At 63.9% G+C, this 22,548-nt stretch carries 16 protein-coding genes; 7 read left to right on the forward strand and 9 right to left on the reverse strand.

Going from position 1 to position 22,548, the window contains the following annotated elements:
• Positions 1 to 53: 53 nt before the first annotated feature.
• Together HSX14_RS10185 and HSX14_RS10190 are read right to left on the reverse strand one after the other, a co-directional pair.
• The gene (locus tag HSX14_RS10185) at positions 54 to 1,340 is read right to left on the reverse strand and encodes an ATP-binding protein (protein WP_173178816.1); all 1,287 of its coding nucleotides are present in this window, start codon (positions 1,338 to 1,340) and stop codon (positions 54 to 56) included.
• Positions 1,341 to 1,343: 3 nt separating this feature from the next.
• Positions 1,344 to 2,051 (reverse strand): winged helix-turn-helix domain-containing protein, encoded by a 708-nt coding sequence (locus tag HSX14_RS10190; protein WP_173178815.1) that lies wholly within the window; start codon positions 2,049 to 2,051, stop codon positions 1,344 to 1,346.
• A gap of 260 nt (positions 2,052 to 2,311) precedes the next feature.
• On the opposite strand from HSX14_RS10190, the gene tig reads away from it, so the two are divergent.
• The 6 genes from tig (at position 2,312) to HSX14_RS10220 (ending at position 10,779) form a co-directional block, all read left to right on the forward strand.
• Positions 2,312 to 3,622, forward strand: coding sequence for a trigger factor (tig, locus tag HSX14_RS10195; RefSeq protein WP_173178814.1), 1,311 nt, complete (start codon positions 2,312 to 2,314; stop codon positions 3,620 to 3,622).
• A 94-nt stretch (positions 3,623 to 3,716) separates the two neighbouring features.
• Complete coding sequence (clpP, locus tag HSX14_RS10200) at positions 3,717 to 4,361, forward strand: ATP-dependent Clp endopeptidase proteolytic subunit ClpP (RefSeq protein ID WP_111261324.1); 645 nt, start codon at positions 3,717 to 3,719, stop codon at positions 4,359 to 4,361.
• A 110-nt stretch (positions 4,362 to 4,471) separates the two neighbouring features.
• On the forward strand, positions 4,472 to 5,752 hold the full coding sequence (gene clpX, locus HSX14_RS10205) for an ATP-dependent Clp protease ATP-binding subunit ClpX (RefSeq protein WP_111261325.1): 1,281 nt from the start codon (positions 4,472 to 4,474) through the stop codon (positions 5,750 to 5,752).
• 132 nt (positions 5,753 to 5,884) lie between these two features.
• Positions 5,885 to 8,281, forward strand: coding sequence for an endopeptidase La (gene lon, locus HSX14_RS10210; RefSeq protein WP_173178813.1), 2,397 nt, complete (start codon positions 5,885 to 5,887; stop codon positions 8,279 to 8,281).
• Between the two features lie 136 nt (positions 8,282 to 8,417).
• Positions 8,418 to 8,690, forward strand: a complete 273-nt coding sequence (gene hupB / locus HSX14_RS10215; protein ID WP_003087931.1) for a nucleoid-associated protein HU-beta — start codon at positions 8,418 to 8,420, stop codon at positions 8,688 to 8,690.
• Positions 8,691 to 8,904: 214 nt separating this feature from the next.
• Positions 8,905 to 10,779, forward strand: a complete 1,875-nt coding sequence (locus HSX14_RS10220) for a SurA N-terminal domain-containing protein (RefSeq protein ID WP_173178812.1) — start codon at positions 8,905 to 8,907, stop codon at positions 10,777 to 10,779.
• 185 nt (positions 10,780 to 10,964) lie between these two features.
• On the opposite strand, the gene fabI is transcribed toward HSX14_RS10220, so the two are convergent.
• Genes fabI through HSX14_RS10250 form a run of 6 tightly spaced genes read right to left on the reverse strand, consistent with a single transcriptional unit; the run spans position 10,965 to position 19,189 of the window.
• A complete protein-coding gene (fabI, locus tag HSX14_RS10225) occupies positions 10,965 to 11,759 on the reverse strand; it encodes an enoyl-ACP reductase FabI (RefSeq protein ID WP_173178811.1) in 795 nt (264 codons plus the stop codon).
• A gap of 20 nt (positions 11,760 to 11,779) precedes the next feature.
• Positions 11,780 to 13,387, reverse strand: a complete 1,608-nt coding sequence (locus tag HSX14_RS10230; protein ID WP_173178810.1) for an ABC transporter ATP-binding protein — start codon at positions 13,385 to 13,387, stop codon at positions 11,780 to 11,782.
• A gap of 1 nt (position 13,388) precedes the next feature.
• Positions 13,389 to 14,408, reverse strand: coding sequence for an ABC transporter permease (locus HSX14_RS10235; protein ID WP_173178809.1), 1,020 nt, complete (start codon positions 14,406 to 14,408; stop codon positions 13,389 to 13,391).
• A 1-nt stretch (position 14,409) separates the two neighbouring features.
• Positions 14,410 to 15,495, reverse strand: a complete 1,086-nt coding sequence (locus HSX14_RS10240) for a microcin C ABC transporter permease YejB (RefSeq protein WP_111261331.1) — start codon at positions 15,493 to 15,495, stop codon at positions 14,410 to 14,412.
• A complete protein-coding gene (locus tag HSX14_RS10245) occupies positions 15,495 to 17,366 on the reverse strand; it encodes an extracellular solute-binding protein (protein ID WP_173178808.1) in 1,872 nt (623 codons plus the stop codon). The genes HSX14_RS10240 and HSX14_RS10245 overlap by 1 nt, the downstream gene beginning before the upstream one ends.
• Positions 17,363 to 19,189: an extracellular solute-binding protein gene (locus HSX14_RS10250; protein WP_173178807.1), complete on the reverse strand. Its 1,827-nt coding sequence runs from the start codon at positions 19,187 to 19,189 to the stop codon at positions 17,363 to 17,365. Before HSX14_RS10250 ends, HSX14_RS10245 begins: the two co-directional genes overlap by 4 nt.
• Before the next feature lie 257 nt (positions 19,190 to 19,446).
• On the opposite strand from HSX14_RS10250, the gene HSX14_RS10255 reads away from it, so the two are divergent.
• Entirely contained in the window at positions 19,447 to 20,871 is a 1,425-nt protein-coding gene (locus HSX14_RS10255) for an HDOD domain-containing protein (protein WP_173178806.1), read from the forward strand.
• Here the strand turns inward: HSX14_RS10255 and HSX14_RS10260 are convergent.
• Entirely contained in the window at positions 20,859 to 22,457 is a 1,599-nt protein-coding gene (locus HSX14_RS10260) for a LysM peptidoglycan-binding domain-containing protein (protein WP_173178805.1), read from the reverse strand. The genes HSX14_RS10255 and HSX14_RS10260 overlap by 13 nt on opposite strands.
• Positions 22,458 to 22,548: the final 91 nt, after the last annotated feature.

Genomic DNA, 22,548 nt, shown 5'->3' on the forward strand with positions numbered 1-22,548 from the left:
GGGCTGTCCGCCTGGCTTTGTCTGCAGTCTGTGAAAGATTGTGAAGCGGCGCCTCAGCCCTGGCGGGCCCAGCTGAGGCGGAAGGAGGCGCCGCCCTGCGGTGCGTCCAGCACTTCGGCGTGGCCACCGTGCCATTGCGCGACACAGTGGACGATGGCCAGTCCCAGGCCGAAGCCGCCGGTGCGACGGTCGCGGCTCTCGTCGAGGCGGGAGAAGGGTTCGAAGACCCGCTGGCGGGACTCCTCGGGGATGCCGGGGCCGTCGTCGTTGACCTGGATCTGGTAGCTGTCACCGTCCTGGAGGAGGGCGACGTCCACCCGGCGGTCGGCATGGCGGATGGCATTGCGCAGCAGGTTGATCACTGCGCGGGCCATGAAGCGTGGCTCGATGCGCAGGCTTTCCACCGCGCAGGTGCTGATCTCGCAGCGAACGCCGGCCGCTTCGGCTTCCAGGGCCACATCGGCGACCACGCTTTCCAGCCAGCTGGCGGCGTCGATGTTCTCGCGGTGCGAGCCTACGGCGCTGTGCTCCAGGCGCGCGTAGGTGAGCAGTTCGGAGACCATCCCTTCCAGCTCGCCCAGGTCGGCGCGCATGTCGTCCACCAGGGCCTGGTGGTCGGGGTGGTCGGAGCGGCGGGCCATCTGTTCCAGTTCGAAGCTGAGGCGGGCAATGGGGGTGCGCAGTTCGTGGGAGACGGCGTTGGTCAGTTCGCGCTGGTTGCTGATCAGGCTTTCGATGCGATCGGCCATCTGGTTGAAGTGCTCCGCCAGCTTGCGGCAGTCAGAGCCGCGGAATACCGGCGTGCGGGTGCCGAGGTCGCCGTCGCCGAAGCGCTGGGCAGCCAGGCGCAGGGTCTCCAGGTTGCGCCAGTGCGGGCGGACCCAGAGGAACAGCACCAGGCCCACCAGGAAGCCCAGCAGCAGGTAGGCGCCGATGGTGTAGAGCAGGGTGCCGGCCGGCTCCGCGGGCAGGTCGATCACCAGCAACTGCGGGCCGTCGTCGATGCGGCTTATATAGCGGGTGTAGTTCTCGCGGGTGACCAGCAGGTCGTTGAGGATCAGCTTGCGCTCGCGCTCGTCCAGGGCGAGGTCACTGGCGTCCTTCAGCTCCAGGCGCAGGCCGTAGTGGGGGCGCCAGTCATCCATCTGGCGCGCGCGGCCGGCGGCGTCCAGCTGGCGCAGGCGCTCGGTGAGGGCATAGGCCTGGCCGCGCACCGCTTCGCGGTTGTATTCCTCGAGGCTGGGGGCGAAGAGGGTGGAGATGACGTGGTCGACCACGAAGATGGCGCCGCCGAAGCCCACCGCGAGCAATAGATAGAGGCGCAGGAACAGGCGCAGCATGGTTCAGCTCTCCCAGCCCAGGGGGTTGAACAGGTAGCCCTTGCCCCAGACGGTCTTGATCCGTACCGGTTCGCGAGGGTTGTCCTGCAGCTTGGCGCGCAGCTTGCTGATGCAGACGTCGACGCTGCGGTTGAGGCCGTCGAAGCCGATGCCGCGGGTGCGGTTGAGGATCTCGTCGCGGGAAAGGATCTCGCCAGCCTGGCCGGCCAGCAGCCAGAGCAGTTCGAACTCCATGGTGGTGAGTTCGATGTCCTGGCCGCCCAGTTTAGCACCTCGGCGGCGGCGATCGATGTTCAGGCGGCCGAATTCGAGGCTGTCGCGCTCGCCGCCGGCGGGGGCATGGCGCCGTAGCAGCGCGCGCAGGCGAGCGAGGAGGACGGGCGGCTCGATGGGCTTGATCACGTAGTCGTCGGCGCCGGATTCGAGGCCGAGGATGTGGTCGAGGTCGCTCTCCTTGGCGGTGAGCATCAGGATCGGCGTGTCGGCGATGCGGCGGATCTCGCGGCAGACGTGCAGGCCGCTCTGGCCGGGGAGCATCAGGTCGAGCATCACCGCCTGGGGGCGGAAGTCGACGAAGTTGTCGAGCGCGGTGTCGCCACGGTGCACCTGGCGAACCTCGAAGCCGTGTTCGGAGAGGTACTGGGACATCAGGCGGGCGAGCTTCTGATCGTCCTCGACCAGCATTACCTTGCTGAGGGCGTGGCTTTCCATGGTTGTTTCGTCGGTCGGCGGGAGGCGTCGCGCATTATAAGCACCCACCGCGGTCCTCGCTCCAGTGGTGCGCCAGGCGGCGTGATCCCTGGTCCCGAGGCCTTCGCGGGGAGGCGTGCCGGGGTCAGGGGAATGGCGGGAAAAGCGCTGTTGCATCTGCCGTCGCCGCTGGGGTGACTTCTGCATTTCGCTCCTCTAGAATGCATGCCCTTGATTATGGGGCCGGTCCGGCCGGCTAACGTCTGCAACGAGGAATATCCATGCAAGTTTCTGTTGAAAGCACCTCCGCTCTCGAGCGCCGTATGACTGTTGGCGTTCCGGCTGAGCGGATCGAGACTGAGGTCACCAAGCGTCTTCAGCAGACTGCTCGTCGCGCGAAAGTCGCTGGCTTCCGTCCGGGCAAGGTGCCCATGAGCGTGATCCGTCAGCGTTATGAAGATTCCGCTCGTCAGGAAGTTCTGGGCGATCTGATCCAGTCCTCCTTCTATGAAGCCGTCGTCGAGCAGAAGCTCAACCCGGCTGGCCAGCCTTCCGTCGAGCCGAAAGTGTTCGAGAAGGGCAAGGACCTCGAGTTCATCGCCACCTTCGAAGTGTTCCCCGAGTTCCAGGTTGCCGGTTTCGATTCCATCGCCATCGAGCGCCTGCAGGCCGATGTGGCTGACGCCGATGTCGACAACATGCTGGAAATCCTGCGCAAGCAGAACACCCGCTTCGAAGCCGTCGAGCGCGCCGCCGAGAATGGCGACCAGCTGAACATCGACTTCGTCGGCAAGATCGACGGCGAAGCCTTCGCCGGCGGTTCGGCCAAGGGCACTGCCCTGGTTCTGGGTTCCGGCCGCATGATCCCGGGCTTCGAAGAGGCACTGGTCGGCGTCAAGGCCGGCGAAGAGCGCGTCATCAACCCGACCTTCCCCGAGGACTATCAGAACCTCGATCTGGCCGGCAAGACCGCTGAGTTCACCGTCACCGTGAACAGCGTCTCCGCTCCCCAGCTGCCGGAGCTGAACGACGAGTTCTTCACCCTGTTCGGTATCAAGGAAGGCGGCCTGGAAGGTTTCCGTGCCGAAGTCCGCAAGAACATGGAGCGCGAGCTGCGCCAGGCCATCAAGTCCAAGGTCAAGAACCAGGTGATGGACGGCCTGCTGGCTGCCAACCCGATCGAAGTGCCGAAGGCCCTGATCGGCAACGAAGTGAACCGTCTGCGCGTGCAGGCCGTCCAGCAGTTCGGTGGCAACATCAAGCCCGACCAACTGCCGGTCGAACTGTTCGAAGAGCAAGCCAAGCGCCGCGTCGTGCTGGGCCTGATCGTCGCCGAAGTGGTCAAGCAGTTCGAGCTCAAGCCCGATGACGCCCGCGTTCGCGAGCTGATCGAGGAAATGGCTTCCGCTTACCAGGAGCCCGAGCAAGTCGTGGCCTGGTACTACAAGAACGACCAGCAACTGAACGAAGTGCGTTCTGTTGTGCTGGAAGAACAAGTTGTAGATACTGTCCTGCAGAAGGCCAACGTGACCGACAAAGCGGTCTCCTACGAAGATGCAGTCAAGCCGGTAGAAGCTCCGCAAGCCGCCTGATCGTTTCGCCTCGTTCGAGCACACCATAAGCCAGCCTCCGCGCTGGCTTATGCGTCTTTGAGACATGACATTAGTTAGGGAGTGATCGCTGGACATGTCCCGCAATTCTTATATGCAGCAACAGGTCCCTGATATCCAGGCCGCCGGTGGCCTCGTGCCCATGGTGATCGAGCAGTCCGCCCGTGGCGAACGTGCCTATGACATCTACTCGCGCCTCCTCAAGGAGCGGGTGATCTTCCTGGTTGGCCCGGTCGAGGACTACATGGCCAACCTGGTCGTGGCGCAGCTCCTCTTTCTCGAGGCGGAGAACCCCGACAAGGATATCCACCTCTACATCAACTCCCCGGGCGGTTCGGTGACGGCTGGCATGTCGATCTACGACACCATGCAGTTCATCAAGCCCAACGTTTCCACCACCTGCATCGGCCAGGCCTGCAGCATGGGCGCGCTCCTGCTCGCCGGTGGCGCTGCCGGCAAGCGCTACTGCCTGCCGCATTCGCGGATGATGATCCACCAGCCGCTGGGCGGTTTCCAGGGCCAGGCTTCGGACATCGAGATCCATGCCCGCGAGATCCTGACCATCCGTGAGCGCCTGAACAAGATCCTCGCCGACCACACCGGTCAGCCGATCGACGTCATCGCCCGCGATACCGACCGCGACAACTTCATGAGCGGTGAAGAGGCGGTCAAGTACGGCCTCATCGATCAGGTCCACAGCAAGCGCCAACTGGCGAGCTAAGCGGTTCCGCAATACCGCGGCCGGAACATCTCCGGCCGCTTCGCGGGCTTGAAAATGCCCGCATTTGCCTTCATCTTGTGTTTCATGCCTATCCCGATTGGATTGATCGAATGACTGACACCCGCAATGGCGAGGACAACGGCAAGCTGCTCTATTGCTCCTTCTGCGGCAAAAGCCAGCACGAAGTGCGCAAATTGATTGCCGGCCCCTCGGTCTTTATCTGCGACGAGTGCGTGGACCTGTGCAACGACATCATCCGCGAGGAGGTGCAGGAAGCCCAGGCCGAGAACAGCGCGCACAAGCTGCCCGCGCCCAAGGAAATCCGCACCATCCTCGATCAGTACGTCATTGGTCAGGAACGTGCCAAGAAGGTGCTGGCCGTAGCGGTCTACAACCACTACAAGCGCCTCAACCAGCGTGACAAGAAAGACGATATCGAACTCGGCAAGAGCAACATCCTGCTGATCGGCCCGACCGGCTCGGGCAAGACGCTGCTGGCCGAGACGCTGGCCCGTCTGCTCAATGTTCCCTTCACCATCGCCGATGCCACTACCCTCACCGAGGCGGGCTACGTGGGTGAGGACGTCGAGAACATCATCCAGAAGCTGCTGCAGAAGTGCGATTACGATGTCGAGAAGGCCCAGATGGGCATCGTCTATATCGACGAGATCGACAAGATTTCGCGCAAGTCCGACAACCCGTCCATCACCCGTGACGTGTCGGGCGAGGGCGTGCAGCAGGCGCTGCTGAAGCTCATCGAGGGTACTGTCGCTTCGGTTCCGCCCCAGGGTGGTCGCAAGCATCCGCAGCAGGAGTTCCTGCAGGTCGATACGCGCAATATCCTGTTCATCTGCGGTGGTGCGTTCGCAGGTCTGGAAAAAGTCATCCAGAACCGTTCCGCTCGTGGCGGCATCGGCTTCAATGCCGAGGTCCGCAGTGTCGAGCTGGGCAAGAAGGTCGGCGAAGCCCTGCGTGACGCAGAGCCTGAAGATCTGGTGAAGTTCGGACTTATTCCGGAGTTCGTCGGTCGCCTGCCGGTCATCGCCACGCTGGACGAGCTCGACGAGGCCGCACTGATGCAGATCCTCACCGAGCCTAAGAATGCGCTGACCAAGCAGTACGCCAAGCTCTTCGAGATGGAAGGGGTCGATCTCGAATTCCGTCCCGATGCGCTGAAGGCAGTCGCCCACCGCGCTCTGGAGCGCAAGACCGGTGCCCGCGGCCTCCGCTCCATCCTCGAAGGCATCCTGCTCGATACCATGTACGAAATCCCCTCGCAGACCGAGGTGAGCAAAGTGGTGATCGACGAGAGTGTCATCGAAGGCACTTCCAAGCCCTTGCTGATCTATGAGAACAGCGAGCAGCCGGCCAAGGCCGCGCCTGACGCTTGATGAAACAAAGGGGCCTCCGGGCCCCTTTGCATTTCCTACTACAGCGCTTGTTTTTTCCCGGACCTGCCCCCATCTTAGGTCCCAGGGTTATCCCATCTGTTACCGGCCATTGGCCGCTGTAGAGCTGAAATCATGAAGACAACCGTTGAATTGCCTCTCCTGCCATTGCGTGATGTCGTGGTCTATCCGCACATGGTCATCCCACTCTTCGTGGGCCGTGAAAAATCCATCGAGGCCCTCGAAGCCGCGATGACCGGGGACAAGCAAATTCTTCTGTTGGCGCAGAGGAATCCGGCCGATGACGATCCGGGCGAAGACGCCCTCTACCGGGTCGGCACCGTTGCGACCGTCCTGCAATTGCTGAAACTGCCCGACGGCACCGTCAAGGTGCTGGTCGAGGGCGAGCAACGTGGTTCGATCGAGCGTTTCACCGAAGTCGATGGCCACTGCCGCGCCGAGGTCTCCCTCATCGATGAGGTGGACGCCGGCGAGCGCGAGTCCGAGGTCTTCACCCGCAGCCTGCTGAGCCAGTTCGAGCAGTACGTGCAACTGGGCAAGAAGGTGCCCGCCGAGGTGCTTTCCTCGTTGAACAGCATCGACGAGCCCGGTCGCCTGGTGGACACCATGGCTGCTCACATGGCGCTGAAGATCGAGCAGAAGCAGGAAATCCTCGAAATCACCGAGCTTCCCGAGCGCGTCGAGCACGTGCTGGCGTTGCTGGATGCCGAGATCGACCTGCTGCAGGTCGAGAAGCGTATCCGTGGCCGCGTGAAGAAGCAGATGGAACGCAGCCAGCGCGAGTACTACCTGAATGAGCAAATGAAGGCCATTCAGAAAGAACTGGGTGACATCGATGAAGGCCACAACGAGATCGAGGAGCTCAAGAAGCGCATCGACAACGCAGGCCTGACCAAGGAAGCGTTGGCCAAGGCCAATGCCGAGCTGAACAAGCTGAAGCAGATGTCGCCGATGTCCGCGGAAGCCACCGTAGTGCGTTCCTATATCGATTGGCTGGTCAATGTGCCCTGGAAGGCCGAGAGCAAGGTCCGTCTCGACCTCGCCAAGGCCGAGGATATCCTCGATGCCGATCACTACGGCCTCGAGGAGGTCAAGGATCGTATCCTCGAGTACCTCGCCGTGCAGAAACGCGTGAAGAAGGTCAAGGGCCCGGTGCTTTGCCTGGTCGGCCCGCCCGGCGTCGGCAAGACCTCGCTGGCCGAGTCCATCGCTCGCGCCACCAACCGCAAGTTCGTACGCATGGCCCTCGGTGGCGTGCGCGACGAGGCTGAAATTCGCGGTCACCGTCGGACCTACATCGGTTCCATGCCGGGTCGCCTGATCCAGAAGATGACCAAGGTCGGCGTACGTAACCCGCTGTTCCTGCTAGACGAGATCGACAAGATGGGCAGCGACATGCGTGGCGACCCCGCCTCGGCGCTGCTGGAAGTGCTCGATCCCGAGCAGAACCACAACTTCAACGACCATTACCTGGAAGTCGACTACGACCTTTCCGACGTGATGTTCCTTTGCACAGCAAACTCCATGAACATTCCGGCGCCGCTGCTGGATCGCATGGAGGTGATCCGTCTTCCGGGCTACACCGAGGACGAGAAGGTCAATATCGCCACCAAGTACCTCGCGCCCAAGCAGACCCAGGCCAACGGCCTCAAGAAGGGCGAGCTGGAGTTCGATGAGGCCGCGATTCGCGACATCATCCGTTATTACACCCGTGAGGCGGGTGTGCGCAGCCTCGAGCGGCAACTGGCCAAGGTGTGCCGCAAGGCGGTCAAGGAGCATGCCCGCGAGAAACGCTTCAAGGTGCTGGTAACGGCCGAGTCCCTCGAGCACTTCCTTGGTGTGCGCAAGTTCCGCTATGGCCTTGCCGAGCTGCAGGACCAGATCGGGCAGGTCACCGGCCTGGCCTGGACCCAGGTCGGCGGCGAACTGCTGACCATCGAAGCCGCTGTGGTTCCTGGCAAAGGCCAACTGACCAAAACCGGTTCGCTGGGCGATGTGATGGTTGAATCCATCACGGCTGCCTTGACCGTCGTGCGCAGTCGCGCGAAGAGCCTCGGTATTCCCGCGGACTTCCACGAGAAGCGTGACATCCACATCCACATGCCGGAAGGGGCGACCCCGAAGGATGGTCCGAGCGCGGGTATCGGGATGTGCACCGCGTTGGTTTCGGCCATGACGCAGATTCCTGTGCGGGCCGATGTGGCAATGACCGGGGAGATCACCCTGCGTGGTCAGGTGCTCGCCATCGGGGGTCTGAAAGAGAAATTGCTGGCTGCTCACAGGGGCGGGATCAAGACTGTGATCATCCCCGAAGAGAATGTGCGTGATCTGAAAGAGATTCCCGAAAATATCAAGCAGGACCTGGCCATTAAACCTGTTAAATGGATTGACGAGGTCCTGCAAATTGCGCTGCAATACGCCCCGGAGCCCTTGCCCGATGCGGCTCCCGAGATGGTTGCAAAGGATGACAAGCGCGAGTCTGATTCCAAGGAGCGAATCAGCACGCATTAGCCGGGGGGCTTTCTTGACACATTTTTCTAGCCCTTGTTATAAAGCGGCTCTTATGTGTCGGCAGGCCATCCAGCACCCGCTTTGCTTACACCAAACAACTAAGAAACAAACTCAACAGAAATAAGGGGACTTAAGAGTGAACAAGTCGGAACTGATCGATGCCATCGCCGCATCTGCTGATATCCCGAAAGCTGTCGCTGGCCGTGCGCTGGACGCAGTTATCGAATCCGTCACTGGCGCTCTGAAGGCTGGTGATTCCGTGGTGCTGGTAGGTTTCGGTACTTTCGCTGTGAAAGAGCGCGCTGCTCGCACTGGCCGTAACCCGCAGACTGGCAAGCCGATCAAGATCGCTGCTGCCAAGATCCCTGGCTTCAAAGCTGGTAAAGCTCTGAAAGACGCCGTCAACTAAGCGTCTTTCGGGCTTTGCCCTTCCAGCCGGGGCCTCGCCCTGGCTGGCAGCGGAGCGGTAGACCACGGGGAATACCCCGCGTCCAGGAAGCCCAGCTTCCGACCGCTCCGCCAGTTACGAGAGAAGGCGCATCCTCGGATGCGCCTTTCTTATATCCGGACTCTACCCGCGCTGCGCGGCTGTTTTATTCGGTACAGCCGTTTCTGGGGGACGCATGCTGCAGAACATCAGGGACAATTCACAGGGATGGATTGCCAAGACCATTATCGGCGTCATCATCGCGCTGCTCGCGCTGACGGGTTTCGACGCCATCTTCAATGCCACCAGCAATCGCCAGGATGCCGCCAAGGTCAACGGTGAGGAGATCACCCTCGACCAGTTGAGCCAGGCCGCAGACATGCAGCGCCGCCAGCTGATGCAGCAATTGGGCAAGGACTTCGATGCTTCCCAACTGGACGACAAGCTGCTGCGCGAAGCCGCCCTCAAGGGGCTGATCGAGCGCAAGCTGCTGCTGCAAGGCGCCAAGTCGTCCGGTTTCGCCTTCTCGCAGCCTGCCCTGGATCAACTGATCGTGCAGACCCCCGAATTCCAGGTCGATGGCAAGTTCAATCCGGATCGCTTCGATCAGGTGATCCGCCAGATGAGCTACACCCGCCTGCAGTTCCGCCAGATGCTCGAGCAGGAGATGCTCGTCGGCCAGCTGCGCGCAGGCCTTGCCGGCAGTGGCTTCGTCACTGATGAGGAAATCCGTGCCTTCGCCCGCCTGGAGAAACAGACCCGCGACTTCGCGACCCTGACCTTCAAGGCCGACCCCAAGGCGGTCACGGTCAGCGACGACGAGATCCAGGCCTACTACGACGAGCACAAGGGCCAGTTCATGAGCCCCGAGCAGGTCGTGCTCGAATACGTCGAACTGAAGAAGGAAGCTTTCTTCAGCCAGGTCGAAGTCAGCGAGGACGACCTCAAGGCCCAGTACGACAAGGAGATCGGCAACCTCTCCGAGCAGCGCGACGCGGCCCACATCCTGGTCGAGATCAATGACCAGCAGACCGAAGAGCAGGCCAAGGCCAAGATCGACGAGATCAAGCAGCGCCTGGACAAGGGCGAGGCGTTCGCCGCCCTGGCCAAGGAGTTCTCCCAGGACCCCGGCTCCGCTGCCAATGGTGGTGACCTCGGTTTCGCCGGTCGCGGTGTCTACGAGCCGGCGTTCGAGGACGCGCTCTACGCCCTTAAGAAGGAAGAAGTCTCCGCTCCGGTACGCACGCCCTACGGCCTGCACCTGATCAAGCTGCTGGCGATCCAGGCCCCCGAAGTGCCGAGCTTCGACAGCCTGAAGGAGAAGATGGTCCGCGAGCTGAAGACCCAACAGGTCGAGCAGCGGTTCGTCGAGGCCACCAAGGAACTGGAGGACTCCGCATTCGAGGCGTCCGACCTGGCCCAGCCGGCCCAGGAGCTGAACCTCAAGGTCCAGACCAGCGCGCCCTTCGGTCGTGAAGGTGGCGAAGGCCTGACTGCCAATCGCCAGGTCCTGCAGGCTGCATTCAGCCCCGAGGTCCTTGAAGACGGCGGTAACAGTGGCGCCATCGAGCTTGATCCGGACACCGTGGTCGTCCTGCGTGCCAAGGAGCACCGCAAGCCCACCCAGCTCGAACTGGCTTCCGTCAGCGACAGCATCCGTCAGCACCTGACCCAGGAGAAGGCCAGCGAAGCGGCCAAGGCCAAGGCCGATGAGCTGCTGGCCAGCCTGCGTGAAGGCAAGACCCCGGCTACCCAGGCGCCGCAAGGCCAGACCTGGAACGTGGTCGAGGCCGCCACCCGCAGCCAGGAAGGTGTAGACCCCGCCCTGTTGCAGACCCTGTTCCGCATGGGCAAGCCCGAGTCCGCCGACAAGCCGACCTTCTCCAGCCTGAAGCTGAGCAATGGCGACTACGTGGTGATCCGCCTGAATGGCGTGAGCCAGCCCGAGGACGCGCTATCCGAGCAGGACAAGGCCATGTATGGCCGTTTCCTGGCTTCGCGCAGCGGTCAGCAGGACTTCGCTGCCTACCGTCGCCAGCTGGAAGCGGAAGCCAAGGTCGAGCGTTTCTGATCGACCTGGCGTGATTGAGGAAGGCCGCGGAAGCGGCCTTTTTCATGCCCGGGAGAAGGGGAGGGAGCTGAGCTCTTCCCGGCTGCGGCCCGGGCTGCAGCCGGGCCATAGGCTGCGAAAATGCCGGCTTTCGAGCACCCATGAAAAAGCCCGCCTGATGGCGGGCTTTTTCACGTCCGGGGCGATCAGTCTTCGATCGCGCCCATGGCGGTGGTGTTGAAGCCACCGTCGACGTAGAGGATCTCACCGCTGATGCCCGAGGCCAGGTCGGAGCAGATGAAGGCGCCGGCGTTGCCGACTTCCTCGATGGTCACGTTGCGGCGCAGGGGGGTCTGCTTCTCGTTGGCGGCGAGCATCTTGCGGAAGCTCTTGATGCCGGAAGCGGCCAGGGTGCGGATCGGGCCGGCGGAGATGGCGTTGACGCGGGTGCCTTCCGGGCCGAGGCTGCCGGCCAGGTAGCGGACGCCGGCTTCCAGGCTGGCCTTGGCCATGCCCATCACGTTGTAGTTGGGCATGGTGCGTTCCGCGCCCAGGTAGGACAGGGTCAGCAGGCTGCCATTGCGGCCCTTCATCAGCTCGCGGCCGGCCTTGGCCAGTGCCACGAAGCTGTAGGCGCTGATGTCGTGGGCGATGCGGAAGCCCTCGCGGGTGGTGACCTCGGTGAAGTCACCGTCCAGTTGGTCGCCCGGTGCGAAGCCGACGGAGTGGACGATGCAGTCCAGGCCGTCCCACTTCTTGCCCAGGGCCTCGAATACGGCTGCGATCTCGTCGTCGTTGGCGACGTCGCAGGGGAAGCACAGGTCGGCGTTGGAGCCCCAGCCTGCGGCGAACTCTTCCACACGGCCCTTCAGCTTTTCGTTCTGGTAGGTGAAGGCGAGCTCGGCGCCCTCACGGTGCATGGCAGCAGCGATGCCCGATGCGATGGACAGTTTGCTGGCGACGCCAACGATCAGTACGCGCTTACCGGCGAGAAAACCCATGTGCGTTCTTCCTCTTCTGGTTAATTGGCAGTTTCCGGAGCCAGGAATGCGGCTTCCAGCAACTGCTTCGTATAAGTGTGCTGCGGTGCGGCGAAGACCGTCTCGGCAGGGCCTTGCTCAACCACCTTGCCGTGCTTGACCACCATCAGGTGGTGGCTCAGGGCCCTGACCACCGCCAGGTCGTGGCTGATGAACAGGTAGGTCAGGTTGTACTTGGCCTGCAGCGAGCGCAGTAACTCCACCACTTGGCGCTGCACCGTCCGGTCGAGCGCCGAAGTGGGCTCGTCCAGCAGGATCAGCGCCGGTTTCAGCACCAATGCCCGGGCAATGGCGATCCGTTGCCGTTGCCCGCCGGAAAACTCATGGGGGTAGCGGTTCCGGGTTTCCGGATCCAGCCCCACCTCCAGGAGCGCGTCGATGATGGCCTGTTCCTGCTCCGCCTCGGTGCCCATGCCATGGATCTTCAGGCCTTCCCCGACGATCTGGCCCACGCACATGCGTGGGCTCAAACTGCCGAAGGGGTCCTGGAACACCACCTGCATCTGGCGCCGGAACGGACGCACCTCCTTCTGCGAGAGCCCCTCCAGGGCCTGGCCCTGGAAGCGGATGGCGCCCTGGCTGCCGAGCAGCCGGAGGATCGCCAGGCCCAGCGTGGACTTGCCGGAACCGCTTTCACCCACGATGCCCAGGGTCTGGCCCTGGTGCAGGGTGAAGTCGATACCGTCCACGGCCTTCACATGATCGACCGTGCGGCGCAGCAATCCCTTCTTCACCGGGAACCACACACGCAGGTCGTCCACCTCCAGCAACGGCGGCCCCTGCGGGCTGTCCACCGGCTTGCCCGAGGGCTCGGCGGCGAGCAGTTCCCGGGTGTAGGGATGCTGCGGTGCACGGAACAATTCTTCACACGACGCCTGTTCGACGATGCAACCGCGCTGCATGACACATACGCGATGCGCGATACGTCGCACCAGGTTCAGATCGTGGGTGATCAGCAGCAGCGCCATGCCCAGGCGGGCCTGCAATTCCTTGAGCAACTCGAGGATCTTCAACTGCACGGTGACGTCCAGTGCGGTGGTCGGCTCGTCCGCGATCAGCAGCTCCGGCTCGTTGGCCAGGGCCATGGCGATCATCACCCGCTGGCGCTGGCCGCCGGAAAGCTCGTGCGGGTAGGCCTTCAGCCGCTTGGCCGGCTCGGGGATGCCCACCAGCTCCAGCAGCTCCAGGGTGCGCTGGGTGGCGGCCTTGCCGCTGATGCCCTTGTGCAGGGCCAGCACTTCCTTGATCTGCTTCTCGATGCTGTGCAACGGGTTGAGCGAGGTCATGGGCTCCTGGAAGACCATGGCGATGCGGTTGCCACGAATGCCGCGCAGCTTGGCCTCGGGCAGCTTGAGCAGGTCCTTGCCGGCGTACTGGATGCTCCCGGCCGGGTGGCGGGCGAGCGGGTAGGGCAGCAGGCGCAGGATGGAGTGCGCGGTGACCGACTTGCCCGAGCCGGACTCGCCGACCAGTGCCAGTGTCTCGCCCTTGCGGATGTCGAAGCTCACGCCCTCGATCACCCGCTGGGTGTGTTGCCCGGTGACGAATTCGACCGCGAGGTCGCGGATTTCAATCAGGTTCTCGCTCATCTCACTTCCTCGGGTCGAACGCATCGCGGGCGGCTTCGCCGATGAACACCAGCAGGGTCAGCATGACGCCGAGTACGGCGAAGGCGCTGATGCCCAGCCAGGGCGCCTGCAGGTTGGCCTTTCCCTGGGACACCAGCTCGCCCAGCGAGGGGGCACCGGGTGGCAGGCCGAAGCCGAGGAAGTCCAGGGCGGTGAGGGTGCCGATGGCGCCCGTGAGGATGAAGGGCATGAAGGTCATGGTCGAGACCATGGCGTTGGGCAGGATGTGGCGGAACATGATCGCGCCGTTTTGCATGCCCAGCGCCCGGGCGGCGCGCACGTACTCCAGGTTGCGACCCCGGAGGAACTCCGCGCGCACCACGTCCACCAGGCTCATCCAGGAGAACAGCAGCATGATGCCCAGCAGCCACCAGAAGTTCGGCTGCACGAAGCTGGCGAGGATGATCAGCAGGTAGAGCACCGGCAGGCCCGACCAGATTTCCAGGAAGCGTTGCCCGGCCAGGTCCACCCAACCCCCGTAGAAGCCCTGCAGGGCACCGGCGATGACACCGATGATGGAGCTGAGGATGGTCAGCGTCAGGGCGAACAGCACCGAGATGCGGAAGCCGTAGATGACCCGCGCGAGCACGTCGCGCCCCTGGTCGTCGGTGCCCAGCAGGTTGTCGGCGGAGGGCGGCGCGGGGGCCGGCACCTTGAGGTCGTAGTTGATGGTCTCGTAGCTGAAGGGCACCGGCGGCCAGATCATCCGCCCGTCCTTGGCCGCGATCAGCTCGCGGATGTAGGGCGTCTTGTAGTTGGCCTCCAGGGGGAACTCGCCGCCGAAGGCGGTTTCCGGGTAGCGCTTGAACACCGGGAAGTACCACTGGCCGTCGTAGCGCACGGCCAGCGGCTTGTCGTTGGCGATCAGCTCGGCGCCCAGGCTGGCGATGAACAGCACGAGGAACAGCCAGAGCGACCACCAGCCCCGCTTGTTGGACTTGAAGCGCTCGAAGCGACGTCGATTGATTGGCGAGAGTTGCATGTCAGCCCTCCCGGCTTTCGAAGTCGATGCGCGGATCGACCAGGGTGTAGGTGATGTCGCCGATCAGTTTCACGATCAGTCCCAGCAGGGTGAAGATGAACAGGGTGCCGAACACCACCGGATAGTCGCGGTTCAGCGCCGATTCGAAGCTCAGAAGACCCAGGCCGTCGAGGGAGAAGATCACCTCGATCAGCAGCGAGCCGGTGAAGAACATGCCGATGAAGGCGGCGGGGAAGCCGGCGATGATCAGCAGCATCGCGTTGCGGAACACGTGGCCGTAGAGCACGCGTCGCTCCGACAGGCCCTTGGCGCGGGCGGTGATCACGTACTGCTTGTTGATCTCGTCGAGGAAGCTGTTCTTGGTCAGGAAGGTGAGGGTGGCGAAGTTGCCGATCACCAGCGCCAGTACCGGCAGCGCCAGGTGCCAGAGGTAGTCCAGGATCTTGCCGCCCAGGCTCAGCTCGTCGAAGTTGTTGGAGGTCAGCCCGCGCAGGGGGAACCAGTCGTAGTAGCTGCCACCGGCGAACAGCACGATCAGCAGGATGGCGAAGAGGAAGGCGGGAATGGCGTAGCCGACGATGATCGCGGTGCTGGTCCAGACGTCGAAGGCATTGCCGTGGCGCACCGCCTTGGCGATGCCCAGGGGCACCGACACCAGGTACATGATCAGCGTGCTCCACAGGCCCAGGGAGATCGACACCGGCATCTTCTCGATGATCAGGTCGGTGACCTTGGCATCGCGGAAGAAGCTGTTGCCGAAGTCGAAGTGCAGGTAGTTCTTGATCATCAGCCAGAAGCGTTCATGGGCCGGCTTGTCGAAGCCGTACATCTTCTCGATTTCCTTGATCAGCTCCGGGTCCAGGCCCTGGGCGCCGCGGTAGTTCGAGCCGGCCACCGAAACCTCGGCGCCGCCGCCGGAGATGCGCCCGGTGGCGCCGCCGGCGGCGGCATCGAAGCCTTCGAGCTTGGCGATCATCTGCTCAACGGGGCCGCCGGGGGCGGCCTGGATGATGATGAAGTTGATCAGCAGGATGCCGAACAGGGTGGGGATGATCAGCAGCAGGCGCCGCAGGATGTAGGCGAGCATTACTGCGCTTCCTCGCTCTGTGCGGCGTTGGCCGGGGCGTCTTCGGCATCGGCCTCCTCGGCAGCGGGGGGCTTGGCGCCGGGCTTCTGCCACCAGGTGAGCATGCCGAAGTCATACAGCGGCGTGGTGGCGGGGCGGTCGAACTGGTTCCAGTAGGCCACGCGCCAGGTGTCCACGTAGTAGTTGGGCACCACGTAGTTGCCCCACAGCAGCACCCGGTCCAGGGCGCGGGAATGGTCGATCAGGCTCTGCCGCGAGTCGGCGCGGATCAGCCCTTCGACTAGCTTGTCGATGGCCGGGTCGCGCAGGCCGATGAAGTTGCGGCTGCCCGGGCTGTCGGCGCTGCGCGAGTGCCAGAACTCCATCTGCTCGTTACCCGGCGAGTTGGATTGGCCCCAGGTCCCGGGGATCATGTCGTAGTCGCGCGAGCGCAGGCGGTTCATGTACTGCGAGACGTCGACACGGCGGATGGTCAGGTCGATGCCCAGCTCGGAGAGGTTGCGCTTGAACGGCAGGATCACGCGCTCCAGGTTGGCCTGGGCGATCATGATCTCGAAGGCCAGGGGCTTGCCGTCGGGACCGACCATCTTGTCGTTCTCGATGCGGTAGCCGGCGTCGGTGAGCAGCTTGTAGGCGCGGCGCTTCTGCTCGCGGATGATGCCGCTGCCATCGCTGACCGGTGGCTTGAATTCCTGGGTGAAGACCTCGTCGGGGATCTGCCCGCGCAGCGGTTCCAGGATCTTCAGTTCGGCCTCGTTGGGGAGCCCGGTGGCGGCCATCTCGGAGTTCTCGAAGAAGCTCCGGGTGCGCTTGTAGGAACCGAAGAACAGCTGCTTGTTGGTCCATTCGAAATCGAACAGCGAGGCAATGGCCTCCCGCACCCGGCGATCCTGGAACACCGGCCGGCGGATGTTGAAGGCGAAGCCCTGCATGCCCACCGGGTTGTGGTTGGGAATGGCCTGCTTGATGATCTTGCCGGCGCGCAGGGCGGGGCTGTCGTAGCCGGTGGCCCAGTCCTTGGCGGAGTACTCGAGGTTGAAGTCGAACTGGCCGGCCTTGAAGGCCTCCAGCGCCACCGACATGTCGCGGTAGTAGTCGACGGTGATGACGTCGAAGTTGTAGTAGCCGCGGTTCACCGGCAGGTCCTTGCCCCACCAGTCCTTGACCCGCTCGAAGCGGATCGAGCGTCCGGCGTCCACCTTGGTGATGCGATAGGGGCCACTGCCCAGCGGCGGCTCCAGGGTGTTCCGGGAGAAATCGCGGGTCGCCCACCAATGCTTGGGCAGCACCTGGATCTGCCCGAGGATCAGCGGCAGCTCGCGGTTGCCCGGGTGCTTGAAGTCGAAGCGCACGCGCTGCTTGTCCTCGGCCACCACCTGGGCCACGTCGGAATAGTAGTGGCGGTACATCGGGTCGCCGTGCTCGACCAGGATGTTGAAGGTGAACACCACGTCGTCCGAGGTCACCGGGGTGCCGTCGTTGAAGCGCGCCTTGGGGTTCAGGTAGAAGCGCACGTAGCTGTTGTCCGGAGCCTTCTCGATCTTCTCGGCGAGCAGCCCGTATTCGGTGAAGGGCTCGTCGGGGGAGTGGTAGGTCAGGGTGTCGTGGATCAGCCCCAGCTGGCCCGCCGCCGTGCCCTTGGGGATGAACTCGTTGAGGCTGTCGAAGCCGCCGAAGCCGGAGAGACGCAGGGTGCCGCCCTTGGGGGCATCCGGGTTGACCCAGTCGAAGTGCTTGAAGTCCGCCGGGTACTTGGGCGGCTCGTCGTAGAGCGTGATCGCATGGCGGGGCTCGGCATGGGCGATGCCGGCGAGGGTCAGCAGCAATGCGCCGCAGCCGCTCAGGCAGAGGGAGCGCAGGGTCTTGCTCATCGGGATTTCTCCGTGGGCTTCAGCCACCAGGCGCGCAGGCCCAGGGTATAGGGCGGCGTGGTGACGAAGGCGAACCTGTTGCGGTACGCCAGGCGGTGGTAGTTGATGTACCAGTTGGGAATGCTGTAGTGCTGCCAGAGCAGCGTGCGGTCCAGTGCGCGCCCGGCGGCGACCTGCTCGTCGCGGCTCTGGGCGCCGAGGAGTTTCTCGACCATGGCGTCCACCACCGGGTCGGCGATGCCCGCGTAGTTCTTGCTGCCTTTCACGGAGGCCTGGCTGGAGTGGAAGTAGAGCGACTGCTCCAGTCCGGGGCTGAGGGTCTGGGCCAGGGTCATGAGGATCATGTCGTAGTCGAAATGGTCCAGGCGCTGCTTGTACTGGGCGCGGTCGACGGTACGCAGGGTGACGTCGATGCCGATGCTGGCGAGGTTTTCGCTGTAGGGCTGGAGGATGCGTTCAAGGTTCGGATTGACCAGCAGGATTTCGAAACGCAGCGGTTCGCCACGGCTGTTCACCAGACGCTGGCCGGAGAGCTTCCAGCCGGCGTCGGCCAATAGACCCAGGGCGCGGCGCAGGGTTTCCCTGGGGATGCCGCGGCCATCGGTTTCTGGCACCTTGAAGGGCTCGGTGAACAGCTTGGCCGGCAACTGCTCGCGGTAGGGGGAGAGCAGCAGCCATTCCTGGCCCTCGGGTTTCCCGCCGGCCTCGAACTCGCTGTTGGGGTAGTAGCTGCGGGCCCGCGCATAGGCGTTGTTGAACAGCGCGCGGTTGGTCCACTCGAAGTCGAACATCAGGCCCATGGCTTCGCGCACGCGGCGATCCTGGAAGGTGGCGCGGCGGGTGTTCATGAACAGCGCCTGGGTCTGGGTGGGGATCTGGTGCGGTATCTCGGCGCGGATCACATCCCCGCGGGCGATGGCCGGGAAGCGGTAGCCATTGGCCCAGTTCTTCGCCTGGTGCTCGATGTAGAAATCGAATTCACCCGCCTTGAAGGCCTCGAAGGCCACGTTGCTGTCGCGATAAAACTCCACCTCGACGCGGTCGAAGTTGTACTTGCCCCGGTTCACCGGCAGCTTTTCGCCCCACCAGTCCTTGACCCTTTCGAACACCAGCCCGCGCCCGGGGCGGACCTGGGTGATGCGGTAAGGCCCGCTGCCCAGTGGTGCCTCGAAGCTGGTGGCCTTGAAGTCACGGTTCTTCCAGTAGTGCTGCGGCAGCACCGGCATCTCGCCCAGGCGCAGGATCAGCAGCGGGTTGCCCGCGCGCTTGAGCACGAAGCGGATGCGGTGGCGGTTGAGGATGTCGACCCGCTGCACCTCCTGCAGGCTGGTGCGGTACTGCGGGTGGCCGCTGCTCACCAGGGTGCGGTAGGAGAAGGCGACGTCATAGGCCGTGATCGGCTGGCCGTCGTGGAAGCGCGCTTGCGGGCGCAGGTTGAACACCACCCAGCTGCGGTCCTCGCTGTACTCGACGCTTCTCGCGATCAGCCCGTAGCTGGAGGCGGGCTCGTCGCCGGAAGGGTCATAGGCGCCGGTGCCCGCCATCAGCGGCTCGTTGAGCTCGGTGACGCCGTATTGTAGGAAGTTCGGCGTCGATACCGGGCTGCTGCCCTTGAAGGTGTAGGGGTTGAGCGTGTCGAAGGTGCCAAAGGCCATCACCCTCAGCGTGCCGCCCTTGGGGGCATCGGGGTTGACCCAGTCGAAGTGGGAGAAGCTTTCCGGGTATTTGAGCGTGCCGAACTGGGCATAGCCATGGCTCTCGCTGATGGTCGCGGCCACCGGGCCGCTGGCCAGGCTGATCATCAGGAGCAAGAGGCGGCGCATCAGGCGTGTATCCGGTCCATGGCAGGGTGGTCGTGGGTGGGATCGTGAGCCTGGCTGGGCATGAACACCTCGGACGGGCGTGCCGCCGGCTGCATCTCGGGCCCTCGGCGGGAGCCGTCGGGCGGGCATTTTGTCCGGTACAGTAACAGCTTGTATCCACTGGAAAAAGAGCTGGTTCAGGGCCGGATGGCCAGCATTTTGACTACACTTCCGGAAAACGTGCAGGGGTTCCTATCTTGGGTTCACGTAGCCATGGTTTGCAGTCATGGATCGACAGGCTCAATCAGGCGGATTTGCCCGCTCTCGCCGCGGTGGTGCAGGACTTGCACAAGCTGGCGCAACACGACAAGGCGTCGGTCCAGCAACTGGCCGACGTGCTCCTGCGCGACGCCGCGCTCACCTCGAAGGTGCTGCGGGTCGGCAATAGCGTCTACTACAACCCTTCCCAGGAAACGATCCGCACCATCTCGCGGGCGATCGTGCTGATCGGCTTCGACAACGTGAGGCTGATCGGCCTGTCGCTGTCGCTGATCGACGGCCTGCTCACCCGCGCCCCGCGCGAGCAGCTGCAGGAGTTGCTCGCACGCTCCTTCCATGCCGCCGTGCAGGCCCGCAACATCGCCGGCTACGTGCTCACCCGCGATCAGGAGGAAGTGTTCATCGCCGCCTTGCTCTACCACCTGGGCGAGTTGGCCTTCTGGGGTTGCGGCGGCGAGCAGGCCGACGAGTTGGCCAGCGCCCTGGCCCAGGCGGGCGTCGACGAGGACGAGGCGGTGCGCCAGGTGCTGGGCACCAGCTTCCGCCAGCTCACCGGCGGCCTGGTGAAGAGCTGGAACCTCGGCGAGATCGTCGCCCTGGCCCAGGGCGGCGGCGCGCAGAACGACCCTTCGGTAAAGGCCGTCAGCCTCGGCGTGCGCATCAGCGAGGCGGCTCTCGAAGGCTGGGATTCGGCGTCCATGGGCAAGCTGGTGGAGCAGTTGGCGAGCTTCATCGGCGTCACCCCCGAGGAAGCGATGCAGCAGGTACTGGCCAGCGCCGACGAGGCGGTGAAGGTGGCGGCGACCTTCGGTGCCAGCAAGCTCTGCGCGCTGATCCCCAATACCGATCCCGAGCAGTTGCTGCAACAGCAGGCCCAGCGCAAGGCGCGGCTGCTGCAGCCGGACCTGTTGCTGATGCAGCAGGCGTTGCAGGACCTGGGGATGATGGTTTCGCGTAATGCGGATGTCAGCCTGATCCTCGACACCCTGACCAAGGGCCTGCACCAGGGCGTCGGGCTCGAGCGGGTGATGATCGCCGTGCTTGCCGATCGGCAGACACGCTTCCGCGCCAAGCGCGCGGTGGGCGAGGGCAGTGCCCACTGGCTCAGCGAGTTCGAGCTGCCGGCGGAACTGCCCGAGCAGCCGCACCTGTTCAGCTATGTGCTGCGCAGTCGCGAGGCGTTGTGGATGGGAATCCCGGCGAGCTACAGCCTGAGCGACCTGGTGACCCAGCCCATGCGCCGCTGGTTCGGCCAGGGGATGTTCTTCGTCGCACCGCTGCGGGCGGGCAGCCGCGAGATCGGGGTGATCTACGCCGACTGCCGGCTATCGGGAAGGGCGCTCAAGCATGAGCAGTTCATCGCCTTCCAGCGCTTCGCCCAGTTGGCCGGGCGATGCCTGGAGGCGCTGACTCAGGGGAGGTAGAGCGTGAGGGTCTGGCCGGGCTTGAGGGCGTGGCCGCTGCGCGGGTTCCAGCGCTGCAGGTGCTTCATCTCGACGTTGAAGCGCTTGGCGATCACGTAGAGCGAATCGCCTTCCTTGACCTTGTAGTAGGTCACCGCATCGCGGCCGGGCTTGTCGATCGAGGCGACCATGCGCGCTGTGCTCTTCGCCGCGGTTGACTGGCCGGGGGCTTGCAGCGCCAGGCTCTGGCCAACCTTCAAGGCGTGGCCGGAAAGACGGTTCCAGCGCTTGAGATCAGCCACGTCGACCCTGGTCTGCTTGGCGATCTGCCAGAGGTTGTCGCCATTCTTCACCTTGTAGGTACGCGGCGCGCTGCTCGGGCGCTCCTCGGCACGGGCCAGGTTCTGGAACAGCGGCTGGCTCGGCTTGGCGCCCGGCTCCACCGGGATACTCAGGGCCTGGCCCACGCGCAGGTGGTTGCCGGAAAGACCATTGATTTCCTTCAGGGTGTTAACCGTCACGTGGTAGCGGTTGGCGATGCCATGCAGGCTGTCGCCGTTGCGCACCTTGTACTCCTGCCACTCCACCAGGTCCTGCGGCTTCATCATCGACAGGTTGGCGGCCAGCAGCTCGGCCTTCTCGGTCGGCACCAGCAGCTGTTGCGGGCCGTCCACGGTGATGCGTTTCTTGAAGGCGGGATTGAGCTGGTAGAGCTCGTCCTCATCCACTTCGGCCATGGCGGCCACGCGGGACAGGTCCATGCGCTGCTTGAGCTCGACCACTTCGAAGTAGGGCTCGTTGGCGATGGGGCTGAGGTTCACGCCGTAGGCTTCGGGCGCCAGTACCACCTGGGACAGGGCCAGCAGCTTGGGCACGTAGTCACGGGTTTCCTGGGGCAGCGGCAGGTTCCAGTAGTCGGTCGGCAGCCCCAGCTTCTGGTTGCGTTCGATGGCCCGGCTCACGGTACCTTCGCCGGCGTTGTAGGCGGCCAGTGCCAGCAGCCAGTCGCCGTTGAACATCTCGTGCAGGCGGCCGAGGTAGTCCATGGCCGCATTGGTGGAGGCGGTGATGTCACGGCGGCCGTCGTACCAGTTGGTCTGGCGCAGGTTGAAGTGACGGCCGGTGGAGGGGATGAACTGCCACAGCCCCACCGCATCGGAGCGGGAATAGGCGAAGGGGTTGTAGGCGCTCTCGATCACCGGCAGCAGGGCCAGTTCCAGCGGCATCTTGCGCTCTTCGAGGCGCTCGACGATGTAGTGGATGTACAGGCTGCCGCGCTGGCTGGCGTTCTCGACGAAGGAGGGATTGCTGACGAACCACAGGCGCTGTTGCTCGATGCGCGGGTTGACGCCGATCTCGTCCTGCAGAGCGAAGCCCTTGCGCATGCGCACCCAGATGTCCTGGGGTTCGCGCTCGACGGGCACCTCGTCCAGCCACTGGTTCTGCTGCTGCATGCCGACGGCGAGGTCGGTGTCCTGGCCCGCGTCCTCGGGCTTGTGGGCGGCGCTCTGGCATCCAGCCAGCGCGGCGGCGCACACCAGCACGAGCGCCCGGGAGGCTCGAACCAATGCGTCTAGATCAAGGGTTTGGTACGACTTGGACGGCATCGGTCAGGGTGCTTTTCCGGGCAAAAAGATCGGGCGATTCTAGAAACCGACCCGGGGGTGGTCAAGTTTTCACCAGCTCAACTGTGACCTG

Origin of the sequence: Pseudomonas tohonis (genome assembly GCF_012767755.2) — a bacterium.
Taxonomy (GTDB): Bacteria; Pseudomonadota; Gammaproteobacteria; order Pseudomonadales; family Pseudomonadaceae; genus Metapseudomonas; species Metapseudomonas tohonis.